Source organism: Phenylobacterium sp., from assembly GCF_044372605.1.
Classification (GTDB): Bacteria; Pseudomonadota; Alphaproteobacteria; order Caulobacterales; family Caulobacteraceae; genus Phenylobacterium.
Map to the genome: position 1 here is coordinate 1 of NZ_JBILRO010000018.1, position 25,977 is coordinate 25,977.

25 protein-coding genes and 1 pseudogene are annotated in these 25,977 nt (G+C 65.5%); 17 read left to right on the forward strand and 9 right to left on the reverse strand.

Annotated features, from left to right (window positions below; translation table 11 throughout):
• Positions 1–405 (reverse strand): LysR family transcriptional regulator (locus ACIQ42_RS03145; RefSeq protein WP_397420767.1); only part of this gene is annotated, 405 nt, incomplete at its 3' end.
• A 189-nt stretch (positions 406–594) separates the two neighbouring features.
• Here ACIQ42_RS03145 and sdhC point away from each other — a divergent pair.
• The 7 genes from sdhC (at position 595) to ACIQ42_RS03180 (ending at position 9,021) form a co-directional block, all read left to right on the forward strand.
• Entirely contained in the window at positions 595–1,002 is a 408-nt protein-coding gene (gene sdhC / locus ACIQ42_RS03150) for a succinate dehydrogenase, cytochrome b556 subunit (RefSeq protein WP_397420768.1), read from the forward strand.
• Positions 1,002–1,385 (forward strand): succinate dehydrogenase, hydrophobic membrane anchor protein, encoded by a 384-nt coding sequence (gene sdhD, locus ACIQ42_RS03155; RefSeq protein WP_397420769.1) that lies wholly within the window; start codon positions 1,002–1,004, stop codon positions 1,383–1,385. The genes sdhC and sdhD overlap by 1 nt, the downstream gene beginning before the upstream one ends.
• A 4-nt stretch (positions 1,386–1,389) precedes the next feature.
• Positions 1,390–3,177, forward strand: coding sequence for a succinate dehydrogenase flavoprotein subunit (gene sdhA / locus ACIQ42_RS03160; protein WP_397420770.1), 1,788 nt, complete (start codon positions 1,390–1,392; stop codon positions 3,175–3,177).
• A 4-nt stretch (positions 3,178–3,181) separates the two neighbouring features.
• Positions 3,182–4,600, forward strand: a complete 1,419-nt coding sequence (creD, locus tag ACIQ42_RS03165; protein ID WP_397420771.1) for a cell envelope integrity protein CreD — start codon at positions 3,182–3,184, stop codon at positions 4,598–4,600.
• Complete coding sequence (locus ACIQ42_RS03170; protein WP_397420772.1) at positions 4,600–5,385, forward strand: succinate dehydrogenase iron-sulfur subunit; 786 nt, start codon at positions 4,600–4,602, stop codon at positions 5,383–5,385. Before creD ends, ACIQ42_RS03170 begins: the two co-directional genes overlap by 1 nt.
• A gap of 403 nt (positions 5,386–5,788) precedes the next feature.
• Entirely contained in the window at positions 5,789–7,882 is a 2,094-nt protein-coding gene (locus ACIQ42_RS03175) for a redoxin family protein (RefSeq protein WP_397420773.1), read from the forward strand.
• 158 nt (positions 7,883–8,040) lie between these two features.
• On the forward strand, positions 8,041–9,021 hold the full coding sequence (locus tag ACIQ42_RS03180) for a D-2-hydroxyacid dehydrogenase (RefSeq protein ID WP_397420774.1): 981 nt from the start codon (positions 8,041–8,043) through the stop codon (positions 9,019–9,021).
• Here ACIQ42_RS03180 and ACIQ42_RS03185 read toward each other — a convergent pair.
• Positions 9,018–9,656 (reverse strand): TetR/AcrR family transcriptional regulator, encoded by a 639-nt coding sequence (locus tag ACIQ42_RS03185; RefSeq protein ID WP_397420789.1) that lies wholly within the window; start codon positions 9,654–9,656, stop codon positions 9,018–9,020. The two genes, ACIQ42_RS03180 and ACIQ42_RS03185, sit on opposite strands and share 4 nt — an antisense overlap.
• A gap of 208 nt (positions 9,657–9,864) precedes the next feature.
• Here ACIQ42_RS03185 and ACIQ42_RS03190 point away from each other — a divergent pair.
• The 3 genes and pseudogenes from ACIQ42_RS03190 to ACIQ42_RS03200 all read left to right on the forward strand — a co-directional run.
• Positions 9,865–10,047: pseudogene (locus ACIQ42_RS03190) on the forward strand (helix-turn-helix domain-containing protein); the annotation flags it as partial.
• A 126-nt stretch (positions 10,048–10,173) separates the two neighbouring features.
• Positions 10,174–11,271 (forward strand): glycosyltransferase family 4 protein, encoded by a 1,098-nt coding sequence (locus tag ACIQ42_RS03195; RefSeq protein WP_397420790.1) that lies wholly within the window; start codon positions 10,174–10,176, stop codon positions 11,269–11,271.
• A 117-nt stretch (positions 11,272–11,388) separates the two neighbouring features.
• Positions 11,389–11,838 carry an NUDIX hydrolase gene (locus tag ACIQ42_RS03200; protein WP_397420775.1) on the forward strand — a complete coding sequence of 150 codons (450 nt, stop codon included), beginning with the start codon at positions 11,389–11,391 and terminating at the stop codon, positions 11,836–11,838.
• Positions 11,839–11,850: 12 nt separating this feature from the next.
• On the opposite strand, the gene phnE is transcribed toward ACIQ42_RS03200, so the two are convergent.
• Genes phnE through phnC form a run of 3 tightly spaced genes read right to left on the reverse strand, consistent with a single transcriptional unit; the run spans position 11,851 to position 14,455 of the window.
• A complete protein-coding gene (phnE, locus tag ACIQ42_RS03205) occupies positions 11,851–12,654 on the reverse strand; it encodes a phosphonate ABC transporter, permease protein PhnE (protein ID WP_397420776.1) in 804 nt (267 codons plus the stop codon).
• Positions 12,651–13,664 (reverse strand): phosphate/phosphite/phosphonate ABC transporter substrate-binding protein, encoded by a 1,014-nt coding sequence (gene phnD / locus ACIQ42_RS03210; RefSeq protein ID WP_397420777.1) that lies wholly within the window; start codon positions 13,662–13,664, stop codon positions 12,651–12,653. The genes phnE and phnD overlap by 4 nt, the downstream gene beginning before the upstream one ends.
• Positions 13,661–14,455 carry a phosphonate ABC transporter ATP-binding protein gene (phnC, locus tag ACIQ42_RS03215; protein WP_397420778.1) on the reverse strand — a complete coding sequence of 265 codons (795 nt, stop codon included), beginning with the start codon at positions 14,453–14,455 and terminating at the stop codon, positions 13,661–13,663. Before phnC ends, phnD begins: the two co-directional genes overlap by 4 nt.
• Positions 14,456–14,827: 372 nt before the next feature.
• Here phnC and ACIQ42_RS03220 point away from each other — a divergent pair, with 372 nt between their 5' ends.
• The 4 genes from ACIQ42_RS03220 (at position 14,828) to ACIQ42_RS03235 (ending at position 19,186) form a co-directional block, all read left to right on the forward strand.
• Positions 14,828–15,727, forward strand: coding sequence for a DNA/RNA non-specific endonuclease (locus tag ACIQ42_RS03220; RefSeq protein ID WP_397420779.1), 900 nt, complete (start codon positions 14,828–14,830; stop codon positions 15,725–15,727).
• Positions 15,724–16,386: an SMI1/KNR4 family protein gene (locus tag ACIQ42_RS03225; protein ID WP_397420780.1), complete on the forward strand. Its 663-nt coding sequence runs from the start codon at positions 15,724–15,726 to the stop codon at positions 16,384–16,386. The genes ACIQ42_RS03220 and ACIQ42_RS03225 overlap by 4 nt, the downstream gene beginning before the upstream one ends.
• A 253-nt stretch (positions 16,387–16,639) precedes the next feature.
• On the forward strand, positions 16,640–17,911 hold the full coding sequence (locus ACIQ42_RS03230; protein WP_397420781.1) for a type III PLP-dependent enzyme: 1,272 nt from the start codon (positions 16,640–16,642) through the stop codon (positions 17,909–17,911).
• Positions 17,912–18,124: 213 nt separating this feature from the next.
• Positions 18,125–19,186, forward strand: a complete 1,062-nt coding sequence (locus tag ACIQ42_RS03235) for a deoxyhypusine synthase (protein ID WP_397400548.1) — start codon at positions 18,125–18,127, stop codon at positions 19,184–19,186.
• A gap of 60 nt (positions 19,187–19,246) precedes the next feature.
• On the opposite strand, the gene ACIQ42_RS03240 is transcribed toward ACIQ42_RS03235, so the two are convergent.
• Both ACIQ42_RS03240 and ACIQ42_RS03245 read right to left on the reverse strand, forming a co-directional pair.
• Positions 19,247–20,026 carry a molybdopterin-dependent oxidoreductase gene (locus ACIQ42_RS03240; protein ID WP_397420782.1) on the reverse strand — a complete coding sequence of 260 codons (780 nt, stop codon included), beginning with the start codon at positions 20,024–20,026 and terminating at the stop codon, positions 19,247–19,249.
• 40 nt (positions 20,027–20,066) lie between these two features.
• The gene (locus ACIQ42_RS03245) at positions 20,067–20,819 is read right to left on the reverse strand and encodes a cytochrome b/b6 domain-containing protein (protein WP_397420783.1); all 753 of its coding nucleotides are present in this window, start codon (positions 20,817–20,819) and stop codon (positions 20,067–20,069) included.
• Between the two features lie 165 nt (positions 20,820–20,984).
• Here ACIQ42_RS03245 and ACIQ42_RS03250 point away from each other — a divergent pair, with 165 nt between their 5' ends.
• A complete protein-coding gene (locus tag ACIQ42_RS03250; RefSeq protein ID WP_397420784.1) occupies positions 20,985–21,899 on the forward strand; it encodes a thioesterase family protein in 915 nt (304 codons plus the stop codon).
• Here the strand turns inward: ACIQ42_RS03250 and ACIQ42_RS03255 are convergent.
• Positions 21,896–22,705 (reverse strand): alpha/beta fold hydrolase, encoded by an 810-nt coding sequence (locus ACIQ42_RS03255; RefSeq protein ID WP_397420785.1) that lies wholly within the window; start codon positions 22,703–22,705, stop codon positions 21,896–21,898. The two genes, ACIQ42_RS03250 and ACIQ42_RS03255, sit on opposite strands and share 4 nt — an antisense overlap.
• Before the next feature lie 246 nt (positions 22,706–22,951).
• On the opposite strand from ACIQ42_RS03255, the gene ACIQ42_RS03260 reads away from it, so the two are divergent.
• Together ACIQ42_RS03260 and ACIQ42_RS03265 are read left to right on the forward strand one after the other, a co-directional pair.
• Positions 22,952–23,557, forward strand: a complete 606-nt coding sequence (locus ACIQ42_RS03260; RefSeq protein ID WP_397420786.1) for a TetR/AcrR family transcriptional regulator — start codon at positions 22,952–22,954, stop codon at positions 23,555–23,557.
• Between the two features lie 81 nt (positions 23,558–23,638).
• Positions 23,639–24,511, forward strand: coding sequence for a crotonase/enoyl-CoA hydratase family protein (locus ACIQ42_RS03265; protein ID WP_397420787.1), 873 nt, complete (start codon positions 23,639–23,641; stop codon positions 24,509–24,511).
• 73 nt (positions 24,512–24,584) lie between these two features.
• Here the strand turns inward: ACIQ42_RS03265 and ACIQ42_RS03270 are convergent, their stop codons facing one another.
• A complete protein-coding gene (locus ACIQ42_RS03270; protein ID WP_397420788.1) occupies positions 24,585–25,799 on the reverse strand; it encodes a pentapeptide repeat-containing protein in 1,215 nt (404 codons plus the stop codon).
• Between the last annotated feature and the right edge of the window lie 178 nt (positions 25,800–25,977).

A 25,977-nucleotide genomic window follows, 5' to 3' on the forward strand; every position in this document is an offset into this window, starting at 1 on the left:
GACGATCTCGTCGGACAGCCGCTCCTCCAGATCGACGTTGACCTGCGGGTGGGCGGCGAGGAACAGGCTGAGCGGTTCCGGCAGGAATTCCGTCAGGGCGTTGGTGTTGGCCAGAAGCCGGACCTCACCGGAAAGGCCGCCAGCGAAAGCCGACAGGTCGTCGCGCATCCGGGCCGCCTGGTCGAGCAGGCCCCGGGCGTGTTTCAGCAGCGTGTGGCCGGCAGGCGTCAGGGTGACGCCCGCGCGCGAGCGGGTCAGCAAGGCCGCGCCCAGATCGACCTCCATCTGCCGGATTCGGGTGGAGGCGGCGGCCAGGGCGAGCGCGCTGCGCTCGGCGCCCGCCGTGATCGAGCCGGCGTCGGCCACATCGCGGAACAGACGAAGATCGATCAGATCGAAGCGCATCCTTCGCCATCCACGAAGCAAAACTGGGAAACTGACGCATTGCGCCGGGAGCACGTCTCAGGATACTTCATGATCTGCGAAGTTTCGAGTCCGGCGCGTGCTTGCCCGGTTCGTGTCTTCGTTGACAGCCCCGGCGTCACGCTTACAACCGCGTCGGGCACAGGTTTTGGGGGAGGCGAGAGCGCTTCGATGACATCCGTTCCACGGGGACCCGCCGACAGGCCGATGTCGCCGCACCTGCAGGTGTGGCGCTGGCATGTCACCATGCTCACCTCGATCCTGCATCGCGTCACCGGCGCCGGGCTCTATGGCGCGGGCCTGATCGTCGCAGCCTGGGCCGTGGCGCTGGGCAGCGGGCCGGAAGCCTACGGTGCCTTCATGGACCTGCTGGGCTCGCCGCTGGGCAAGCTGGTGATGTTCGCGATCAGCCTGGCGATGTTCTACCACCTGGCCAATGGCGTCCGGCACCTGATCTGGGACGCGGGGCATGGGCTGGACCTGAAGAGCGCCAATTCGTCGGCCTATGCGGTGTTTGGTTTCACCATCGCCGCGACGCTGGCGATCTGGGTGATCGCCTTCATGGCGGGAGTGGTCTGATGAACTTTCGCACACCCCTTTCGACGGCGCGCGGGCTGGGCTCGGCCAAGCACGGCGTGAGCCACTGGATCTCCGAGCGGGTCGGCGCGGTAGCGCTGGTGCCGCTGGTGCTCTGGGCGGTCTACAGCTGCATTCTGCTGGCCGGGATGGACTATTACGGCGCGGTTGAGTGGATCGGCAGCCCGGTCAACGCCACCCTGATCATCCTGACGATCGCCATCAGCTTCATGCACATGCAGGGCGGCGTGCGGGTGATCATCGAGGACTATGTCTACGGACACCTCACCAAGGCGGCGGCCCTGATGGCCAATGTCTTCGTCTGCGGCCTGGCGGGCGCGCTGGCGATCTTTTCAATCCTCAAGGTCGCGCTGGGGGGCGCCTGAACCCATGGCGACGTACGAGTTCATCGATCACAAGTTTGACGTGGTGGTGGTAGGGGCCGGCGGCTCCGGCCTGCGCGCCGCGCTGGGCTGCGCCCAGGCGGGGCTGAAGACCGCCTGCATCTCGAAGGTGTTTCCGACCCGGTCGCACACGGTGGCGGCGCAGGGCGGGATCTCCGCCTCGCTCGGCAACATGGGCGAGGATGACTGGCGCTGGCACATGTATGACACCGTCAAGGGGTCGGACTGGCTGGGCGATCAGGATGCGATCGAATACCTCTGCCGCAATGCGCCGGCGGCGGTCTATGAGCTGGAACACTGGGGTGTTCCGTTCAGCCGCACCGAGGACGGCAAGATCTATCAGCGCGCCTTCGGCGGTATGACCAAGAACTACGGCGAGGCCCCGATCCAGCGCACCTGCGCGGCGGCCGACCGCACCGGCCACGCCATGCTGCACACCATGTATGGCCAGTCCCTGGCCAACGCGACCGAGTTCTTCATCGAGTATTTCGCGCTCGACCTGATCATGGATGAGGGCGTCTGCCGGGGGGTGACCGCCTGGAAGCTGGACGACGGCACCCTGCACCGGTTCCAGGCCCAGATGGTGATCCTGGCCACGGGCGGCTATGGCCGGGCCTATTTCTCGGCCACCTCGGCCCACACCTGCACCGGCGACGGCGGCGGCATGGCGCTCAGGGCCGGCCTGCCCCTGCAGGACATGGAATTCGTGCAGTTCCACCCCACCGGGATCTACGGCTCCGGCTGTCTGATCACCGAGGGTGCGCGCGGCGAAGGCGGCTATCTCACCAACTCCGAGGGCGAACGCTTCATGGAGCGCTATGCGCCCACCGTGAAGGATCTGGCGCCGCGCGACATGGTGTCACGCGCCATGACCATGGAGATCCGCGAGGGTCGGGGCGTGGGTCCGAAGAAGGACCACATCTTCCTGCACCTGGATCACCTGGACCCGAAGATCCTGCATCAGCGCCTGCCCGGTATCTCCGAGAGCGCCAAGATCTTCGCCGGCGTGGATGTGACCAAGCAGCCGATCCCGGTGATCCCCACCGTGCACTACAACATGGGCGGCATCCCCACGAACTTCTACTCCGAGGTGGTGACCAAGGCGGGCAAGAACCCTGATCAGGTGGTGCCCGGCCTGATGTCGGTCGGCGAAGCCGCCTGCGTCAGCGTCCACGGCGCCAATCGCCTGGGCTCAAACTCGCTGATCGACCTGGTGGTGTTCGGCCGCTCGGCGGCTCTGCGGGCTGCCGATATCCTGAAAGCCGGCGCGACGCAGCCCGAGCTGAAGCCCGCCATGACGGACGGCCACCTGGCGCGCCTGGACCGGTTCCGCAACGCCGACGGCGGCACGCCGACCGCCGACCTGCGGCTGGAAATGCAGATGGTGATGCAGGAGGACGCCGCCGTCTATCGCACCTCCAAGGACCTGGCCTCGGGCGTGAAGCGCATGGAGGTGGTGAACGCCAAGCGCGCCGATCTGAAGGTCAGCGACCGTTCCATGATCTGGAACTCGGACCTGATGGAGACGCTGGAGCTCGACAACCTGATCGGTCAGGCTGTTGTCACGGTGGTCGGCGCGGCCAACCGCACCGAGAGCCGCGGCGCCCACGCCCACGAGGACTTCCCGGATCGCGACGACGCCAAGTGGATGGCCCACACCCTGACCTGGTTCGACGACAAGACCGGCAAGGTGAAGATCGACGACCGGCCGGTGCACAACTTCACGCTCTCAAAAGACATCGACTATATCCCGCCAAAGTCGCGGGTGTACTGATCCGATGGCGACGATTGACCCGGCGGTGCTCAAGTGGCCGGCGCCTCGACGCTCGATGGGTCTGAAGCTGCTGCTGGTCTGCGCCATGGCGCTGCTGATGAGCATCCCGGCGCTGGCCGTCTTCATGCTGCTGGGTGACCGGACAAACCGGGCCCAGGAGGTGACGGCCGAGGTCGGCGGCCTGGTCGGCGGCGAGCAAACCTTCCTGGGTCCGGTGCTGGCTATCCCCTATTCGACACCCCCGGCGGCCAAGGATCAGGGGCCCGGCGCGGGGGTCTTCGTGGTGTTCCCGGTGACCGGCGAAGCCCGGGTTGACTCTAAATCCGAGGTTCGCCAGCGCTCGCTGTTCAAGGTGCCGGTCTATGTGGCGGAACTGAATTTCACGGCGCGTTTCGATCTGCGGGGCGTCCAGGCGCTGACTCCTCGAGGCGCCACCCTGGACTGGGGCCGGGCTGAGATTCTGGTCGGCGCGACCGACCCGAGAGGCGCCCAGTCCGATGTCACCTTGAGTCTCGGCGGACAACCGCGCGCTGTCGCGCCTGCGGCGGTGCTGACCGGCGCGACCCTGGCGGGCGACGCGGCGAAGATCGAGCCTGACCGCTATGCTGGAGCTGGCGGCAGTCTGCGCTTCTTTGGCGCCAGCGCTGCGGGCTTCGGGCCAGAGACGCAGTTCGACGCGTCCGCCACCCTAAGGTTCTCCGGCGCCCAACGTTTCGCCGTCCTGCCGTTCGCCAAGACCACCCAGCTCAAGGTCAAGGGCGACTGGCCCTCCCCCAGCTTTGACGGCGGGTTCCTGCCGCGCCAGCGGGAGCTTGGCCCGAACGGCTTCACCGCCGACTGGAACGTCCCCTTCATCGCGCGCGGCGTGCCAGCCCAGGGCGACAGCGACTTGATCGAGCGCCTGCAGCCCTCGGCGCTGGGAGTTTCGTTCGTCGAGTCGGCCAATCCCTATCAGTCGGTGGCGCGGTCCCTGAAGTATGCCCTCATGTTCGTGGGCCTGGTGTTTCTCGCCTACTTCCTGTTCGAAACCACCCAAGGCAAGCGGGTGCACCCCGCGCAATATGTGCTGATTGGCCTGGCGCAGGTGGTATTCTACCTGCTGCTGCTGTCCATCGCCGAGCGGATCGGCTTCGACGGCGGGTTCGCCATCGCCGCGTCAGCGACCGTGGGCCTGATCTCGGCATATGCCGGCTGGGTGTTTGAAAGTCGCCGTCAGGGCGTGATCGCGCTCATCTGCTTCAGCGCCCTGTACGGCCTGATCTATGTGCTGATGCGGCTGGAAGACTGGGCGCTGCTGGTCGGCGCCTTCGCAAGTTTCGCGGCAATCGCCGCGGCCATGTTCATCACCCGACGCCTGGACTGGTACGGGAGCGCCGCTCCCTTGCCGGATCCGGCGCCCACGTCGTTGAAGGATGCTGCCTGATGGTCCAACTCACCCTTCCGAAGAACTCTGTCCCCAAGGGCGGAAAGCATTATCCGGCGCCGGCAGGCTCGTCGGGCAAGACCAAGACCTTCAAGGTCTATCGGTATGACCCCGACAAGGGCGTCAATCCCAGCTGGGATACCTATGACGTGGACACCAGCCAGTGCGGGCCGATGGTCCTGGACGTGCTGATCTACATCAAGACCCACATGGACCCGACACTGACGTTCCGCAGGTCGTGCCGCGAGGGCATCTGTGGTTCGTGCGCCATGAACATCGCCGGGCGCAACACGCTGGCCTGCATCCACGGCCACGACGACTGCCCCTCGGACAAGATCATGATCAGCCCGCTGCCGCACATGCCGGTGGTGAAGGATCTGGTGCCGGATCTGACGCTGTTCTACGCCCAGTACGCCTCGGTCGAACCCTGGCTGAAGACCGAGACCCCCGAGCCGCAGAAGGAATGGAAGCAGTCGCCGGAGGACCGCGCCAAGCTGGACGGCCTCTATGAGTGCATCCTGTGCGCCTGCTGCTCCACCTCGTGCCCCAGCTACTGGTGGAACCAGGAGAAGTACCTGGGCCCGGCCGCCCTGCTCCACGCCTACCGCTGGATCATCGACAGCCGCGACGAGGACACCGGCGCGCGCCTGGACGACCTTGAAGACCCGTTCAAGCTCTACCGCTGCCACACGATCATGAACTGCGCCCAGGTCTGCCCCAAGGGTCTGAACCCGGCCCAGGCTATCGCCGAGATCAAGAAGATCCTGGTCGAACGGGTGGTCTAGGGTTTGGACTCAAGTTTAAGTCAACACTTTCAATAACATACGGTCATCCCGGCGAATGCCGGGACCCAGATGGAATGGCGTCGGGGCGGGTTCCATGCACGAACGCTCATTCCAATCAGCCTCCAAGCCTTTGGATCTGGGTCCCGGCATTCGCCGGGATGAGCGGTATTGAGCACAGACCCTAGCGGCCCAGGTCCGATCCAGCCGACTTCCTGACAGCGGTCGAGACGCGTCCAGGTTCAGACGAACCCCCCACGGTCGCGTGCCGGGGGCGCTCGAAACATGGACGAGAAATAATGATGAAACCCAACCCGGCTATCCTAAGAACTGGCGTAACGCAGAGTTTCGGATCGGGAACCTGAGCGGTCCGTTCGCGACCGCCAGCGTCTGGGAGGATTTCAACATGATCAAAGCCCATGTTTCGGCCCTGGCCACGGTTGCGGCGGCAGCGCTGCTGTTTGGCTGCACCACCAATGGCGCGGCGCCGAGCGCCCTGGCTTCCGGCGCACCGTCGGCCGCAGAAACCGCGCGAACGACCCGCGCGCCGGCCACGATCGACAACTTCATGCTGTCGGACACCGACTACATGGGCCACGAGCTCTATCGGATGACCGATGCGAAGGCGATCGTGATCATCACCACCGGCAACGGCTGCCCGATTGCGCGCAACCTCACACCCCATCTGAAGACGCTGCAGGCCAAGTACGGGCCGCAGGGCGTGAAGTTCCTGATGCTGAATTCCAACCTCCAGGATGGCCGCGACGCCATCGCCAAGGAGAAGGAAGAGTTCGGTATCGACATCCCGATCCTGATGGACACCCACCAGCTGGTGGGCGAGCAACTGGGCGTCACGCGGACGGCAGAGTTCTATGTGATCGACCCGAAGACCTGGAAGGTCGCCTACCGCGGGCCGATGGACGACCGGCTGGACTACGGAACCCAGAAGGCTGTCGCAGACCATCCCTGGGCGTCCAACGCCATCGAGGCCGTGATGGCCGGCAAGCCGGCCCAGGCCGCCCCCCGGATGAGCGCCGGCTGCCTGATCGACTTCCCCGGGCGGGCCGCAGCCGCGAAAAAGATATCCTACGTCAAGGATGTGGCCCCGATCCTCGAGGCCAAATGCGTGTCCTGTCATGTGGAAGGCGGCATCGGTCCCTTCGCGATGACCAACTACGAGATGGTCAAGGGCTTCTCGCCGATGATCCGCGAGGTGCTGCGCACCGATCGCATGCCGCCCTGGAACGTGGACCCGCACGTGGGCAAGTGGTCCGATGACAAGAGCCTGACCTCGGCCCAGATCAAGACCGTGGTCCACTGGATCGAGCAGGGCGCGCCGCGCGGCGAGGGCGCCGATCCCCTGGGCGCGAAGCGTCGGGTGGCCGAAACCTGGCCGCTGGGCAAGCCGGACCTGATCCTCGACATCCCGAAGTACACCATCCCGGCGTCGGGCGTGGTGGACTACCAGCGGCCGGTGATGGTGAACCCGCTTACCGAGGGCAAATGGGTCAAGGCCTCGACCTTCGTGGTCAGCCAGCGCCAGGCGGTGCACCATTTCCTGACCGGCTACCTCAAGGAGGTTCCGGCTGACGGCAAGGGCAATGAGAGCCGCTGGGGCGCCTCCATGGGCGGCTATGCGGTGGGTGCGGAAAGTACGCTGTGGCCCACGAACGTCGGTACCTACCTGCCGCCGGGCGGCGCCATCGGCGCGCAGGCCCATTATACCCCCTTCGGCAAGGAGGTGACCGACACCTCCAAACTGGGCCTCTATTTCTACAAGGACGGCGAGACGCCCGAACTGGTGATGCGCAACTCGGTTATCGTGGATCCGACCATCGTCATCCCGGCCGGCGAGGGGCGCCACAAGGAGACCGCCTACATCGACGTGCCGAAGGACATGCTGCTCTACTCGGCCTTCCCGCATGCCCACTACCGCGGCTATGCCTCGGACCTGTGGGTCGAGTATCCGGACGGTGCGAAGAAGCGGCTGCTGGCGATGCCGCGCTACGATTTCAACTGGCAGCGTGAATACACCTTCGCCGAACCGCTGAAAATCCCGGCGGGCTCGAAGCTGATCGCCAACTACTGGTACGACAATTCCAGGCAGAACCCGGCCAACCCGGACGCTACCAAGACTATCGTCTGGGGCGATCAGTCCTGGGAGGAGATGTTCTATACGGCGGTGCGCTATCGCTGGACGGACGAGACCTCGGCCCGGCTCACCAACAACGACGACCTGATCGACAAGACCCGACTGATGGGCATGTTCGACGACAATGTGGACGGCAGGATCCAGAAAGCCGAGCTCAAGGGCGAAATGGGCGCCAACCTGGTCAAGTTCTTCCCGATGGTCGACAAGAACGCGGACGGCGCGATCGACAAGGTCGAATACGCCGCCATGCAGGCGATGATGGGCGGGCGGCGCCGCGAGCAGGCCCAGCAGGCGCCGAAACCCACGCCGGCCCCGGCCCCGGCGGCAGTTTCAGGCGGCGGGCGCTAGCTAACGGGGGCCCTTCCCGGCTAAACCGGTCCAGAGCGGGTTGAGGAAAAGTGGGAACCGGTTTTCCGCCCGCAACCCGCTCTAGACTTGTGAGGGCGATCACGTTTTTCGAGGTTGGATTGAGTCAATCCAATCTCGACGTGATCTAGGAGGAACCCATGCGACTGTTGATTCACGAGAAGGCCTGGCGGCGCGTTGAGGCGTTGATGCCGGCGGGCGTCGAAGCGCTCACGGTCAATGATGCAGGCGAGATCCTGCTGGCGGGGCAGGCCCTCGACGCCGATACGGCGCAGCCCGATATCGTCTGGGCCAATGCGGACGCCTTCTTCAGCCCGGGCGTCCGGACCTTCATGACCGCGGCGCTGAAGTCATCCGCGCTGAAGTGGGTGCAGAGCGGCGCGGCCGGGTTCGATAATCCGGTCTTTGGCCAGTTCATCCAGAAGGGCGCCCGGCTCACCACGAGCCACGGTCAGGCTGTGGGGATGGCCGACTATGTGCTGTGGGGCGTGCTGGACGCGCTGCAGGATGGCGCTGGCCGCCGGTCCGCCCAGGCGGCGGGGCAATGGGAGCGCCGGCCCTTCCGCGAGATCGAGGGCTCGCGCTGGACGATCTTCGGCTTCGGCGCCATCGGGCGCGGCGTCGCGGTGCGCGCCAGGGCCTTCGGCGCCCACATCACGGCCATTCGCCGTAACCCGGCGCTGGATCCTGCCGCGGATCTCATGGCGAAACAGGGCGACCTGCCGGAACTGATGGCGGAAACCGATGTGCTGGTGCTGGCCGCGCCGCTGACGCCGGAAACCCGTCATGTGGCCAACGCCGGGCTGTTCGAGCGGATGAAGCCCGGATCGATCTTCGTGAATGTGGGGCGTGGGCCGCTGGTGGACGAGGCCGCCCTGCTGGCCGCGCTGGATCGCGGTGTGCCCGAACGTGCGGTGCTGGACGTGTTCGAGACCGAGCCCCTGCCTGCCGAAAGCCGGTTCTGGAACCACCCGCGTGTGACGCTCACCCCGCACTCGTCCGGCATTAGCGCGGGCAACGCCGGGCGCAATGACACGCTGTTCCTGGAGAATCTGCGGCGGTACCTGGCCGGCGAGGCTTTGGAGAACCAAGCCTCGGCGGCGGACGTGCTCGCCGGTTAACGCGTCCAGAGATCCTGCAGATCACCCTTGCGGTTCAGCATGCGCACAGCGCGCTTGACCACGGTGAGAAGGCGCTCGCGCCGGGCGATTTCGTCGTAGGTCATGGAGCCCTTGGCCAGGCCCTCCAGCAGGAAACGCCCCAGATCGCGGCTGGTCTGGAACCTCGGGTCGTCGCCGGCCTGCACCAGCGCGCCGAACCGGTCGCCCCCCAGTTGGGCACGGTCGAACTCGCTGCGGGCGCCGGCCAGCCGCTCCCGGAGCATGGCGTCAGTCCGCGACGCCGCCTCCAGTTCAGCGAAGGCCTGGAACGGGGCCTCGTGCAGCATGGACCAGTAGACATCGATAGCGTGCTCTGCCGCATCCACCCCGGGCGCGGTCGGCGCCGAGGCCGCCTTCTCGAACAGACGCGCACGTTGCCGTTCGATGTGCTCGATCACCGCCTCGACGAGATCTTCCCGGGTGGCGAAGTGATACAGCATCGCACCGCGTGTGAGGTGGGCGGCGTCCGCGATCACGGCGTTGGTGGCGGCGTGGTACCCGATTTCGACAAACAGCTGCATGGCTGATTCCAGAATCCGGGCGCGGGTCCGGAGCGATTTCGGCGTGGCCTTGGCAAGAGGCGTGCGGTCGTCCATCGGACCTTGTCCGTATTCAATCGAAGTCAAGCCTTCGTCCCGCATCTCGTAGCCGCCTGTCGCGCGCGCCACCATACCGTAGAAGCTGTTCGCCTCCATTTGCCTGAAACTGGTCGCCGAATGGGCGCCGGGTCACCAATCTGCCGTAGAGCGCGGGCTATGAGGCCCACGTTGACAGGCCATGTCGTTTCGTGACAGTTCCACTGCCATGAAAAGCCCCTCGCCGAACCTCCGCGAGCGTCAACGCGAAGAGACCCGCGAACAGATCCTGCGCGCCGTGGGGCGTCAGCTCGAAACCCGCTCGCTTGAAGACCTGGGCTTCGCCGATGTCGCCCGGGAGGCCGGGGTTGGCGAACGCACCGTCTATCGACACTTCCCCACCAAGGAAGCGCTGCTGGGCGCCTTCTGGGCGTGGATCCAGACCGAGGCGTTGTCCAGGACCGAGCCGCCCAAGCCGATGCGGTCGGACCGGCGCCTGCGTGAGGCGATCATCGCCCCGCGCGATGCGCAACGGCCCATGCGGATCCTGCTGGCGTCCGACGCCTGGGAACCCCAGGTGAACGGCGTGGTCCGCACCCTGACCCGCGTCGTGAGCGAACTGGAAGCCATGGGGCACACGGTCGAGGTCATCCACCCCGGCCAGTTCAAGACCTTCCCCCTGCCCACCTATGCCGAGATCAAGGTAGCGATCGGGGTGTACGAGCCCATCCAGGAGCGCTTCAAGGCGTTTGAGCCCGAGGCCGTACATATCGCCACCGAAGGCCCCATTGGACTGGCGGCCCGGCGGATCTGCGTGGAGTGGAAGCTGCCCTTCACCACCAGCTATCACACGCGCTTCCCGGAGTATGTGTCGGCGCGACTGCCTTTGCCGCTGGCGGCGGGTTATGCCTACATGAAGTGGTTCCACAAGCCGTCGGGCCGGTTGATGGTCGCCACGCCCACGATGCGCGAGGAGCTGTCGCGCCACGGTTTCCGCAACATCTCGGCCTGGTCGCGCGGCGTCGACACCGGGATCTTCCACCCCCGGGCGGAGGGTGAGCCCGACATCTTCGAGGGCCTGGCCAGACCCATATTCCTGAACGTCGGCCGCGTGGCCGTGGAGAAGAATATCGAGGCCTTCGTTGCCCTCGACCTGCCCGGCACCAAGGTGGTGGTTGGGCCCGGACCGCAGCTGGATGAATTGAAGGCGCAATATCCGAACGTGGTGTTCACGGGATCCAAATCCGGCGCGGAACTGGCCGCCTACTATGCCTGCGCCGATGTATTTGTGTTCCCATCGCTTACCGACACCTTTGGCCTGGTGATCCTTGAGGCCATGGCCGCAGGTACGCCGGTGGCCGCCTATCCGGCGCCGGGACCCATCGACCTGATCCCGGGCTCGGGCGCGGGCGTGCTGGCCCTGACGGCGACCGAGGGACTGAGGGAGGCCTGCCTGCAGGCGCTGGATCTGGACCGCTCACGCGTGCGCGCCTTCGCAGAGACCTTCTCCTGGCGAGCGTGCGCCGAGGACTTTGTGAAGAACCTGCAGCCCTATCCGGAGGCGGAGAAGTCGCGGTTCTGGCGTCGTCTGCGCCGCCTGGCGCGAGTGCGGCGCAAGGCGCCCGAGGACGCCTGAGCAGGACGTATATGACGAATTTATGACAATCAGTTTGGTGATCACCGGGCCAGTGTGTAAACGCCCTTTCCCGGGCTCGCCGTCGACCCGATTCGACGCGGGAGCGTTCAGCCGCCCATGGCCAAAAAGGTCAACAGGATACGCCCAGAACCGGACCGGGAGCCGCGGAATCAGTATGCGGCCCTGCCCTGGCGTCGTCGTCCCGACGGTGCGGTTGAAGTCCTTCTGATCACCTCACGCGAGACGCGGCGCTGGGTGATTCCGAAGGGCTGGCCCATCAAGCTGATGAAGCCCGGCGTCGCCGCCGCCCAGGAAGCCTTCGAGGAAGCCGGCGTGCTGGGGCAACTGGCGCGCAAGAGCCTGGGAACCTTTCACTACGACAAGCAGCTGAAGAGCGGCCGGCTGCAACACGTGCGGGTCAGGGTGTTTGCGCTGGAGGTGCGGGAAGAGCGGGCCGCCTGGCCGGAACTGGGGCAACGCACCCGGCTCTGGACCACGCCCGCCGAAGCCGCCGGCATGGTCGACGAGCCTGAACTCCGGGCATTGCTGACGAAGTTCAAGGCCTGACGGCGGCGTGCCTCAGAGAAGGCGGCTGCGGATCGCCTGGCTCAGCATGTCGATCAGGCTGACGGCGACGATGATGACCAGCACGATGGCGGCGGTGCGCGAATAGGCGAAGGCGTTCAGGGAATCGAACAGCACCTGGCCGATGCCGCCGGCGCCGATCAGGCCCAGCACCGTGGCGCTGCGGCTGTTGGATTCGAAGCGATACAGCGCATAGGAGGTCCAGAGCGGCGCTACCTGCGGTATGACCCCCCAGTTGATCTCATGCAACTTCGCCGCCCCGGTGGCCCGTACGCCTTCGACCGGGCCCTTGTCGATGGACTCCACGGCCTCCGAGAACAGCTTGGCCAGCACGCCCGATGTGTTGATCGCCAGCGCCATGACACCGGCCAGCGGCCCGGGTCCCACGGCCACCAGAAAGATCATGCCCAGCACCAGATCCGGCGCCGAGCGCACGATGTCGAGGAACCGGCGGACCGGCATCTGAATGAAGGCCGGCGTGATGTTGCGCGAGGCCAGCAAGCCAAGGGGAATCGCCATCAGCACCGCCAGCGAAGTGCCCCAGATGGCGATCTGCACCGTCAGCCACATCTGCGAGACATAGAGACGCCAGTCGGTGAAATCCGGCTGGGTGAATCCGCGCCCCATCTCCTGCATGTTGGCGGAGTTGGAGAACAGCAGCGGGATCTTGCGGATCTCCGCCGGTCCGAACGCAATGGCCAGCAGGACGAACACCCCGCCCCAGAGCAGCAGGTCCGGCGCCCGCTGGAGCAGCGTGCGGCTGGGCGGCGGCGGAACGGGCGTGGGCTGGACACTCATGGCGTAGGCGGGTTTTCGGCGCGGGACTTGGCGGCGTCGGCAGTCACCTTGTCGAACTCGGCCTGGGCCGCCGCGATCTTGGCCTTGTCGCCGGAACGCTTGGCCACCGCCAGGCCCTCGGAGGCCTCCATCTCGCGAACGGGATTCAGGTAGGTGTCGTCGGCGGGACGGAAACCGCCATAGGCCAGGCCCTTCAGCACCTCGCGCTGCTTGTCGGCGGCAGCGTCGGACCCCGTGCCATATGTCAGGAAGAACTGGCGGATCTTCTCTTTCAGCGCCGGGTTCATGTCACGCCTGACGACGATCGAGGACTCCGGCAGCGGGGGCGACGACCAGATCACCTCCACCTTCTCGGCCACCTGCGGATTCTGGCGGGCGGCGAACAGCAGGCCGACGGAGTTGTTCGTGGCCGCATCCATCACGCCGTTGGCGACTGCAAACACATTGGCCTGGTGATTGGCCGCCCGGACCGTCTTGAAGCAGGCCTGGGGGTCGATGTTGCGGGGGGTGAACAGATAGGTCTTTGGCGCGAGCGTTCCGGAGGTCGACTGGGTGTCGCCCATGCCGAACGAGATCGTCTTGTCGCACTTAAGGATTTTTTCCAGCGTGACCCCGCTGCCCTTCCTGGCGATGATCACCGAGGTGTAGGTGCCTTCCCCGCTGGCGTCGACCACGCGGCCCAGGACCTCGCCGTCGGCGCGCTTGATCGCCTGCAGCGCCGGTGAGGCGGAAAACCAGCCCAGCTGCACCTGCTTGAACCGCATCGCCTCGACCAGCGACGTATAGTTGGTGGCGAAATAGGGCTTAACCGGGATGCCGATCTGCGCCGACATATCGTCGAGCAGAGGCTGCCACAGGGGCTGGGTCGAGGCCTGGTTCTCGGCGGACAGGATCGAGAAGGTGAGCTCGGTGGGCGGGGCGCCGACTGCCGGCTGTTCGGCCTTCTCTCCGCAGGCGGAAAGCCCGAGGGCGGCCGCCAGCAGGGTGGCGGTCAGAATGTGGCGGTTCATGTCGGCGCTCCTTCCCAGAAGACGTCCTCGAATTCCGGGCCGTAAATGTCGATAAGCTGTTCGGTCTTCAGGCCGCTGGCCGGGCCGTCATAGACCACGTGTCCAGCCTTCAGGGCGACCACGCGGTCACAGTAGCGCAGCGCATAGTCCACCTGGTGCAGGGTGACCACCACGGTCAGGCCATCGGTGCGGTTCAGTTCGCGCAGGATATCCATCACGCGCCGCGCCGAGACCGGGTCCAGCGAGGCGACGGGCTCGTCGGCCAGGATGATCTTGGCCTTCTGCACCAGGGCGCGCGCGATGGCGCCGCGCTGTTGCTGGCCACCGCTCAGGGTGTTGGCGCGCTGGGTCGCATAGTCCGAAATACCGAACCGGTGGAGCGCCGCCATGGTGGCGTGCTTGGTCTCGTCCGGCCAGAAGCCCAGCGCCGCGCGCCAGAACCCGATCCGGCCCAGCGACCCCAGCGCCACATTGGTGAACAGGCTGAGCCGGCCCACCAGATTGAACTGCTGGAAGATCATCCCGATCCGGGTGCGCGTCCTGCGAACGTCGGCGTCGATCTTGCCGTCCTTCTGCACCGGCCCGCCGAACGCGGTGATGACGCCCTCGCCGGCGTCGATGGTCTGCAGGGCGCTGATCGAGCGCAGCAGGGTCGACTTGCCCGAACCAGAGGGGCCGATCAGGGCGATCATCTCGCCCCTGGCGACATCCAGGGACACGCCATCCAGTGCGCGGCGCTCACCAAAGGTCTTGGAGGCGTTCCGTATGGACAGAACTGCGGCGTCGGACATGTGGGCGGTCGGAGCTTTCCCTTAGGCAGGCTCCGGCTACATGGCACGGCCGGACGGCTCCGGTCCAGCGGGGTTGCGGGGGAAATGCGTGGTAGGCGGGGGTTCGCGGAACGGATGGCGTCGGGCCGCCTGGAACATCACCAACGGAGGCTTGTGATCTGAGGGGGTGGACAGCCGGCGGGGCGAGATCGGTCTGGAAGATTGTTCTGTTTTTGTTCTTTACCAGATGCCCGCCCTGTGTCATACTCAGGTTGATGTCGCCCGCCGCGCGCGGAAGTCTGACAAAGCCAGAATGAGAGGATGTTGATGGCGAGGATACCCAAGGGAGGACCGCGCTCTGCGCTCAACGCGCTCGGAGCGCATTATGAGGCCATGACCTGGGAGCAGCGCCTGCAGAAACAGCGTCCAGCGGGCGCCTCGAATGGACCGTCGGCGGCGTTTAACAAGGCGTACTTTTCACCCTTCGCAAGTCCTGTCGCAGACCTTGATCTGAGGGCGCGCCCCGATTCAGCATTCAGGCTCGGCAATAAGTGGTTTCGGGAGATCGACAACGGGGTGGCGAATGTTTTGCAAGAGGTCGACGACCCCATGGTGTCGCCCCTGGAACGCGCTGCACAGCGGGAGGCGATAGCCAGGGCCCGCTTCATTGCCGACCACCCGCTTGGCGGTCTTGGCTACGGACTGGCCACGCTGGCAAACGCCTCGCCAGGCGGGCGCGATGCGGCGTTGATGTTGGGCGGATTGGCAGACACAGTAACTTCAGGCGCAGCACCTTTCGGGTCTGCTCCACGCGTTCAAACGCCGCCGCCAAGGACAGAAATCCGTCCAACGCCGGTCAGCCGCCCCCAGGTCCGGTTCCGCGACCTGAACGCAAACGGGCAGGCAACCGGCGTGACCGCTACGCTCACGCCGGCCATTATGGGTAAGGGGTCACTGGCAATCCGAAAACTGCAACCGCCCGGCTGGCAAGGCGATGGTGACAAATTCAATGAGGCGCGGGGCCACTTGCTCGGCAAACAGCTGGGTGGCACGGGTAAGACGATGCAGAATCTCGTCACGCAGACCCAAACCCCTTCGAACAACTCATGGATGCGGCGATTTGAGGATCAGGTCGCCAAGCGGGTCCGTAACGGTGAGATCATCGAGTACCACGCGACGCCCTTCTACAATGATGGAATTCTGCCGCCAGAATCGATCTTCCTGACCGCCCTCGGATTAGATGGCGGGCTCACCGCGCGTTTGGTCAGGAACCCCGCAGGACAGCGGAAATGACCATCGAGAACCTGATCAAGGCGGTTCCTCCGCCTTCAGAGCCGTTCTGGGCTTATAAGGGGCCGTGGGGGGCCATAGAGGGGGAAATCGGCGTCACCCTGCCCCCTGACTACAAGGACTACATCGCGACCTATGGCGCGGGTTACTTCATGCAGTTCATGAGCGTCTTTCTTCCGAAATCATGGACGGTGAATCTGCGGCTCGGCGCCCAGGTCAGAATAAAGGCGGGTTCGGCGCGTGACGTGCTGTTGGCAAGCGAAGAAGAACCTCCCTACCCGATCTGGCCTGCCCCCGGGGGGCTCGTCGCGTTCGGCGGAACCGACAATGGTGACGAACTGTTCTGGCTGACGCGCGGCGCACCGCAGGACTGGCCCGTTGTCGTTTGGTACGAGGACAGCAATGTGGAACTGTTTGATTGCGACATGACCGACTTCCTCGCCGGCATAGTCACCGGCGCCATTTTCGCGGATGTATTCGATGAGGACTGGCCTAGCGGCGAGCCCAAGTTTGAACCCTATTCAAACGACGACGTGCGGCAGGCATTGGATGATCCGGCCGAAGCCGCCCATCGCCTGAGGGCCTGGCGAATGTCCTGGACGCAGGCGGCGAACGGGCAGTGGGAGGGGCCGGCCGAGGATTTCCTCAAGAAGACGCCTTGAGCAATCGGCTTTGCGGGAGCGGGGAAGACCCCGCCGCGGGGCCCGCACTTTCCCGGCAACCCGGATAGCCCTCAGGAGGCATCGGCGAACGCTGACTCGACCCCCTTCCCCCCCCCGCAGACCCCGTCATGAATTCAACACTTTACATCGCGGATCATTGCCCTTATTTCCCCGCGCTTCCGGCGGACCCGATGTCCTGAAAAGCGCTGCTAACGCCGGACTTGGTTCAACTATCTGTTGGGGGTTACGTGAATTGCACACGTATCATAAGCCCCTGGACCTGGTCCGCGAGCGGTCACCCGAACGTCCTGTCGCCTTTGCGCGACCGGCGGCGGTGGCGGTAGCGGCGCGCTGGTTCCAGGACAAGTTTGAAGGCGACGTATTCTACGCTGTGAAAGCGAACCCTTCGCCGTGGGTCATCAAGACCCTGGCGGCGAACGGTGTGACGTCGTTTGATGTGGCCTCGATCCCCGAGATCGAGTTGGTGACCACCCATGCGCCGGGCTCGCGCATGGCGTTCATGCATCCGGTGAAGAGCCGCAAGGCCATCGCAACCGCCTACTTCGAGCATGGCGTGAAGGCGTTCGCCCTCGACAGCCATGAGGAGCTGCAGAAGATCCTGGAGGCCACGGGCGGCGCCCGGGACCTGACCCTGATCGTGCGTCTGGCGGTTGTGGCCGAAGGCGCGTCCTACTCGCTTTCCGGCAAGTTCGGCGTGGAACTGCACGAGGCCCCGGCCCTGCTGCTGGCCGCGCGCGCCGCCACCGAAGGCAGGATGGGCGTTTCCTTCCACGTGGGCAGCCAGTGCATGCGGCCGACCGCCTATCAGGCGGCGATGGCTCAGGCCTCGCGCGCCATCGTGCGCGCCGGCGTCATGGTGGACATCGTCGACGTAGGCGGGGGCTTCCCCTCGGTCTATCCCGGCATGATGCCGCCGGAGATGAGCGACTACGTCGACTCGATCCAGCGCGGCTTTGCCGACATGATGGTGCATGAGGAAACCGAACTGTGGTGCGAACCCGGCCGGGCGCTGGTGGCGGAAGCTTCCTCGATCCTCACCAAGGTGGAACTGCGCAAGAACGACGCGCTCTATCTGAACGACGGCAGCTACGGAAACCTGTTCGACGCCGCCCACGTGAAGTGGCCGTTCCCGGTGAAGCTTTACCGGGGCGAGGGCGATGAGGCCCATGAGGTCGAAGGCCCGCTGAAGCCGTTCCGCTTCTATGGCCCCACCTGCGACAGCATGGACCACATGCCCGGCCCGTTCTGGCTGCCCGAAGATATCCGTGAGGGCGACTACATCGAGATTGGCATGCTGGGCGCCTATGGCGTGGCCATGACCACCCGGTTCAACGGCTATGGCGACGCCGAGACCGTCCTGGTCGAGGATGCGCCGATGGCCTCCATGTTCGGGCTGGCCGGTCGCACCATCCGCCTGCCGCGGGAGAACCAGGAGGACGAGCGCAAGGTTGTCCGCCTGTCACGCCCCAAGGGCCGGGCCGGCAAGAGCCGTCGGAAGCGTTAGAAACCGACACATTCGAGTGTCACAAGCGCGGCCGGTCGCTCCGTCCCGGTCGCGCCTTCTTTTGGGACGGGCTTTCACCCCCAGAGCGTGACAGCTTCAAGTGGATGCCGGTTGAAGCGCCCGTCACGCTCTAAACATATGAAGAACGAGCCTTTTTATCCGGATCAGATGAATTCATCTGATCCGGAAAGGCTCTGAAGGGAACTTCCGAAGATGAACGCTGACGTTCAGAAGACAAACCGCAAGGCCGAACTGCTGGCCAACACCGTCGAGCACGTGGCCATCGACGCCTATGACGCTCGACCCATCATCGACGCCATGCGCAAGATGAGCTTCACCAGCCGCGACACCGCGCGCGCCGCCGACATCTGGTCGATGTCGCTGGAAGACGCAGGCTGCTCGACCTGGCTGACGCTGGCCGGCTCCACCTCGGCGGGCGGCTGCATGCACATCTACCGCGACATGATCAGGTACGGGATGATCGACGTGGTCGTGGCCACCGGCGCCTCGATCGTCGACATGGATTTCTTCGAGGCCCTGGGCTTCAAGCACTATCAGGCGCAATCGAATGTCGACGACCGCGACCTGCGCGACCTCTATATCGACCGCATCTACGACACCTATATCGACGAGGAAGAGCTGCAGAACTGCGACGGCACGATCTACGAGATCTGCGAGCTGCTGGAGCCCCGCCCCTATTCGAGCCGCGAGTTCATCCACGAGATGGGCAAGTGGCTGGCCGCCGGCAACGCCAAAAAGCCCGACAGCCTGATCGAGGTGGCCTATCGCGAGGGCGTTCCGATCTTCTGCCCGGCGTTTGTGGATAGTTCGGCCGGCTTCGGTCTGGTGAAGCACCAGGTGGAGCGGATGAAGGCGGGCAAGCCGTACCTGACCATCGACGCGGTGGCCGACTTCCGTGAACTGACCGACATCAAGCTGGCGGCGGGAACCACGGGCCTGTTCATGGTGGGCGGCGGCGTGCCGAAGAACTTCGCCCAGGACACCGTCGTCTGCGCGGAGATCCTCGGCCACGAAGCCGAGATGCATAAGTACGCCGTGCAGATCACCGTCGCCGACGTGCGCGACGGCGCCTGCTCGTCCTCGACGCTCAAGGAAGCCTGCTCATGGGGCAAGGTCGACGTGACGTGGGAGCAGATGGTGTTTGCCGAGGCCACCACGGTGGTGCCGCTGATCGCGTCTGACGCCTGGCATCGCGGGTCGTGGAAAACGCGGGTGAAGCCGCGCTGGGCCAAGCTGTTCGAGCGGGCCGCTTAAGGCCCGGGAAGGGCCGTCAGGGTTCTCTGGCTTGCGCTCAGGCGGGCACAAGCCAGAGGCTCAGATCCCGGCGTACCACTCGTAGCCGCGATCGGGCCAGAAGCCGCCCTTGCCGCGGCCGAGGTTCTCGAAGCTCTCGACCACCTCGATGCGCATCACATACTTGGCATGCTTGTAGCCCAGCTGGCGCTCGACCCGCAGACGCAGGGGCGCGCCGTGGCCGACCGAAAGGGCCGCGTCGTTCATCTGGTAGGCCAGGATGGTCTGGGGGTGATAGGCGTCGATCAGGTCGATGCTCTCATAGTACTGGCCCGTGCCGTCCAGCGTCTGCTCCAGCGCGTCGGCGCAATGAAAGACGATGTATCGGGCGTTGGGCTTCAGGCCGGCCCTGTCCAGCAGCGGACCCAGGCGTGCGCCCTTCCACTTGGCGATGGCTGACCAGCCCTCCACGCAGTCGTGACGGGTGATCTGGGTGCGGGCGGCTTGTTGGCGCAGATCTTCGAGCGACAGTTGCAGGGGTCGTTCCACCAGACCGTCGACCACCAGCCGGTAGTCGGAGAATTTGTTCGCCAGCAGCGCGGCGTATTCCTCCTCCGCCGGGTAGCGGGTTCCGTTGGCGCGGAAGTCTGTGGAGATGTGCTCTGGCGTGAACTCCTTGGCCAGGGCCTTGCGGTCGGTGACCAGCCGCTGTGCCGTCATGGTGAGGCCCTCGGCCTTGCGCAGGACGCCCGAAAACGTGGGATCCGCCGTGAGCCTGTCACAGGCGCTGACCCACAGCCCGGCCAGGCTGGCGCCGGCGGCGCCCAGCCAGCGGCGACGATTGGTGGTGGTGACGGTCATGGCCGGTCTCCCTCGACCTGAATGGCGTACTTGCCGGTGATCATCGAGCGCATGTTGTTCCAGACGCCTGACAAGAGGACCAGGAGCACATGGAGCATAATGAATACGACGACTGTCGCCCGCCGAACAGGTCCGTCAGCCATGGAAGCGTGGCGTTGAAGCCCGGGGACATGCAAAGGCCCGTCGCCAGCATCATCGGCAGCAGGACCACGATCACGGCCAGGTAGGTGAACTTCTGGATCACATTGTACGCCCGCGCCTTTTCGCCCCTGGGGAACTTCAGCTGCGCGTGGGTGATGATCTCATGCAGGATGTGGCGCGGGGCCAACTGCGCGCGCGTCGGCAGCATGTCGCGCCGGATGTGGCCGCCGATCAGACCCCAGAGCCAATAGACCAGGCCGTTGATCACGAAGAGCCAGGCAAAGAAAAAATGCCACATGCGACCGTCGGCCAGGGAGCGATAGCTGGGAATGGTCGCCCATGAGGGAAAGCCGCGTTGCTCACGCATGCCTTCCTCGCCTGACCAGCCCAGCACGCCGGTGGTGTCGAACTGATAGTCACCCACGATGGTGATGCCTCGGGCGACGCCGTCGACCTCCCGCATGGACATTGAGACCCAGGGATCCGCGAAGGTCGATGTCTCCCCCCAGTAGAGCGCGGGGTGGGCATTGAAGATCTGCAGGCCGCTCATCAGCAGCAGGCTGATCGCCATGACGTTCACCCAGTGGGTCAGGCGCGTCACGAGGGTATGGCGGCGTATCAGCACCTTTGTGGGACGAACCTTGTCATCCATCGCATCGAGACTCCCTACAGCCCGCTCACTGTGGCCCAATTGTCGTTCGGTCGCGAGGGTCGATTGGTTACAAAAAATCGGGGCCGTTTGTCCGCCCGGGTTCGGCGACCGCTGGCGGCATTGAGCGGGCGCCCCTAAGCTTGTGCACACAATCGGGAGCAGGACGTGGCGGAAGTTGAAGTCTGGCGGGGCAGCGTCGCGGCCTGGGAATGCGATGGGATGGGCCATCTGAACGTCGGCTTCTATGTGGCCAAGTCAATGCAGGCGCTGGGCGGAATGGCCGCAGAACTCGGCATGCCGGGCGCCTTCGCCCCGGCCACCGAGGCGACGCTGATGGTGCGCGAACAACACATCCGGTTTCTGAGAGAGGCGCGGCCCGGCGCCCCGCTGTCCATCACCGGCGGCGTGATCGGGATCGATGACACCGAAATCCGCCTGCTGTTCCTCATGCGGCACCATTCCGGCGAGCTTGCCGCCAGCTTCCAGACACTCGCAGCTCACGTGACCGCACGTGAGGGGCGGCCGTTTCCCTGGCCGGCGCGGGTCCGGGCGATGGCCGAGCAATTGATGACCGAGGTGCCGTCGGCGGCTGCGCCGCGCTCCATCGGGCTGGACCCCGTCGCGACCCGCGCCAGCCTCAAACAAGCCGAGGCGATGGGCCTGAAGCGGACCGGACTGGGTATTGTCTCCGCTCATGAGTGTGATCCGTTCGGGCGGATGCGCACCGAGGGCTTCATGCACCGGCTGTCGGACGCGGTGCCGCATCTCTTTGCCGAAGGCCGCCCGGGCAAGGACGAGGCGGATCGTCGGGTGGGCGGCGCGGCCATGGAATACCGCCTTATCCATCACGCCTGGCCACGCGCCGGGGATCGTATGGAGATGCGATCGGGATCAGCCGGCGGGGACGCGCGGTTCCGGCGTCTGGTTCACTGGCTGCTGGATCCCGCGACCGGCAAGCCCTGGGGCAGTGCCGAGGCCATGGCCGTCTCGTTTGATCTGGATACGCGCAAGATCATTGCGCTGTCCGACGCCGAGCTGGCGCGTGTGAACGCCGAGGCCATCGAAGGCCTCAGTCTCTAGACCGTCGTCATTTCGCGGAGCACCTGACGCACCAGTTCCGGACGTTCCATGGGCAGGAAGTGCGTCGTGCCGGGCGTCGTCTCGATCCTGACGCGGGGATGCGCCTGGAGTTCCAGCAGCCGGTCATCGATGCGCGCCGTTGTGCCGATCTCGGCGCGCAGCAAACGCACCGGACACTGCGTCGCCAGCAGCGCGGACCAGGCGTCGCTGCCGTGGGTGCGAAAATTGGAGGCCTCCCATGCCGGAGAGCATGTCAGGGTGACCTGACCATCCTCAGTCGGCTGGAAGCCGGCTTCGACATAGTCTTCAATCTGCTCTGGCTGCCACGTGCGGAAGGCGCCGCGCCCGGTGTAGGCCGCCGCTACATCAGCCTTGCCCGGAAACACCGCACGACGTCGCAACGCGCCCTCCGCCAGAGGATTTGGCCCCTCGACCCGGGCCGAACGCGCGGCGTCGAAGAAGACGGGATCGAACAAGGCCAACGACCTTACCCGCTCAGGTGCGATCGCCGCCGCGAGCAGGCTTGCTGCGCCACCCATGGAGTGTCCGGCCAGCACAACAGGGCCGGCCAGTTCGGCCTCGAGGAACGCCAGAAGATCATCGCGCAGATCGCTCCAGTCCGTCCGCCCGTCGATCTCGATGGGCAGACGGGTGGCGCCGTGGCCGCGCATGTCGATCGCGAGAATCCGGAACTGGTCAGCAAGGGGCGCCAGGATGCTGCGGTAGGTGCGGGCGTTGAACCCGTTGGCGTGGGAGAACACGATATCCGGCGCCCGGTCCGGCGGACCGAAGTCGAGCACGGCCATATCGCCCCCGCGCGTCGGAAGCATCGTTCGGCGGGCGCGGGGCTCGGAAATCGGTAGCGTTGACATAGGCCCTGAATAGCGTGGTGACGTTGCGATAGCGAAGCGTCGTCAGGCGGCGCCTGCAGGGGTCGGCGCGCGCCTCAGGATCGCCAGGGCTGGGGCGCCGGCCGCCAGCGCGAGGGAGCCCTCCAGGCAACCGCCCGACACCATGTTGCGTACTGGTTTGTAACATCGTTAAGGTGAACCATGACCAAAGCTGCAGCGACGCCCCCAAAAGCCGCCGACCGAATCCTGGGCGTGGCCGGGGAGCTTTTCTATCGTGAAGGATCGCGCGGTGTGGGCGTCGACGAGATCGTGGCGAAGGCCGGGGCGACCAAACCCACGCTCTATCGGGCGTTCGGCTCCAAGGACCAACTGATCGCCGCCTACCTGGAGGAACAGGCCGCCCGGCTCTGGTCGTTCTTCGACGCCGCCGTGGACGCCCATCCCGGCGACCCGCGCGCGCAGATCCTGGCCTATTTTGACGCCCTTGAGGTTCACACGCAGCGAAAGGGTTACCGCGGATGCGGCCTCTCGAACGCTGCGGTGGAATATCCCGACCCGACCCATGCCGGACGTCTGGTGGCGGTGACGCACAAGGCCCAGATGCGCAAGCGTCTGCGCGACCTGACGCGGGCCATGGACGCGCGCAAGCCGAAGAAGCTGGCCGACAGTCTGCTGTTGTTGATCGAAGGCGTGTTCGTCACGAGCCAGCTCTTCGGTGAGGACGGTCCGGTCGTGGCTGCCCGCGGTGCCGCCGAGGCGCTGATCGACGCCCACGTCCGCAAGGTTCCGTCGCCCGATCCGGCCTGAATCCCCGGGCCGGCGAGACGGCTCTGGATTTCCGCTGCGTCCAGGTCGCATGGTCGACCGCACACCACACAGGACCTCGCCATGAACGCGCCCGCCGCCATCGACCTCACCACCACCGACTGGACCTGTTTTGACGTCTCGATCCAGGACCACGTCGCGCACATCCAGCTGAAGCGCCCAGAGGCGATGAACAGCATGGTGCGGGAGTTCTGGAATGAGCTGCCGCTGATCGTGAATGACATCAACGACAACGCACGCGCGCGCTGCATCGTGATCTCCTCGACCGGAAAGCACTTCTGCGCCGGGATGGATCTGGCCGTTTTCACCGGCGGCGGCACAGCCGAGACGGCCGCCCAGGATCGCCACGTGAACGCCGAGGCCATGCGCCATCATGTGAAGGGATTGCAGGACTGTTTCTCGTGCCTCGATGAGGCGCGGATGCCCGTGATTGCAGCGATCCAGGGCGGCTGCATCGGCGGCGCGGTAGACATGACCAGCGCCTGCGACATCCGCTACTGCACCACCGACGCCTTCTTTGTGATCCAGGAGATCAATATCGGCATGACCGCCGACGTCGGGACCTTTCCCCGTCTCTGCAAGCTGATCCCGGAGGGCTGGGTGCGCGAGCTGGCCTACACAGGTCGCCGGCTACCGGCCCACAGGGCCCGGGAGATCGGGCTGGTGAACGAGGTGTTCGACAGCCACGAGGCGGTGGTCGCCCACGCCCTGGCCACAGCCCGCGAAATCGCCGCGAAGGCGCCGTTGGCCGTGACGGGTTCAAAGGTGATGATCAACTATGCGCGCGACCATAGCCTGAAGGACGCGCTCGACTATATCGCTGTCTGGCAGACCGCCATGTTCAGCGGCCCGCACATGGGCGAGGCGTTCCGCGCCAAGGCCGAGAAGCGCGACGCTGTATTCCCGGATCTGGCGGTGCTGCGAAAGGGCATGTGATCGCCGGGGCATTCTGCGCCGAGGTGGATACCGGGTCGCCGCGGAAAATGCAGCGGATGCAGAGATTTCAGCCTCAGGCGTTGATTTCCGCCCCGGTGAGATCGCAACCGGCGATACGGGCGCCATCCAGCTGGGCGCCCAGAAACCGGGCGCGATAGGCGTAGGCGCCTCGCAGGTCAGCGCCCCTTAGGGACGCGCGGCTGAAGTCCGTGCGGACGAACCGGCCGTCACTCAGGCCCAGCGGTCCCAGCTTGGCGCCGCGCAGGTCAGCCCGCGCCAGTTGCGCCTGGTTGAAGTTGGCGCCCCTGAGGTCGGCGTCGCGAAGATTCGCACCCCGGAAATCGCAGCCGGCAAAGTTGCCGCCCTGGAGCTCGCAGCCTTCCATATCCAGGCCGAAGAACACGGCGTTGGGCGCGTGAAGGCCGGACAGCCTTCGCTTGCGGAGCGACTTCATGGCTCGAAAGTCTGCGGAAGGCAGCCGGATCACTGCGCCTTTGCGACCGCCGGTGTCGCAGTAAGCCTCATGGTCGGAAACGATGTCGGCGATCGAGCGGTTCTGGACGTAGAAGATCGCCGGCGGCGCACGCAAAACGTCGGTCATGTCCGTATCGTCCAGCCGGGCCTGGCTGAGATTTACGCCGTTCAGCACGGCTCGTTTCAGGGACGCGCCGGTCAGGTCTGCGCCACCGAGATCGGCATGGGAGAGGTCGGCGCCGTCGAGGACGGCCCGCATCAGCTTGGCGCCTGTCATCACCGCTTCCGAGAGGTTGGCGTCGGTGAAGTCGGAGGTCATGGCCACGGCGCCGGACATCTGGGCACCGGCGAGGTTGGCGCCAGCCAGGACGGCGAAGTTGAGTTCTCCCGGGCGATGTTCGTGTCGCACTATTTGATAGCCATCCAGCTTGTCCTGCAGGGCGATGCGGCCCTCGCGCAGATCACAACCTGCAAGGTCCGCGCCCGACAGATTGGCGCCGCGCATGCTGGCCCCGCGCAGGTCGGCCCGCTTCAGGTTCACATAGCGCATGTCAGCTTCGCGCAGATCAGCGCCGAACAGGATGGCCCGGCTGAGGTTGCATCGCGCCAGCGTCGCACCGCTCAGACGTGCGCCGGTCAGGTCGCAATCGCGAAGATCGAGGCCCTCAAGCGAGCAGTTGGCCAGATCGGCGTAGGTCAGGTTCAGGCGTCGCCCGCCCGGCCGGCCAGCAAGATACCGCTGGTGAGCGGCCAGCGCCTCGCGCAGACTCTGAGGATCGACAGCCAGATGATGTTGTTGAGAGAGGGATGACATGGGTCCAACCCCTATAACGCCGGATTCCGCTTAAGGATGCGTTGCTTGACGTCCTTAAGGGGCTGACGTTCGGTTGAACGCTACAGCCACCCACGGCGCTTGAACCACAAGACCGGGAGCACGGCGGCGACCACCATCGCCACCACCGCCATGGGATACCCGCCATGCCAGTGGAGTT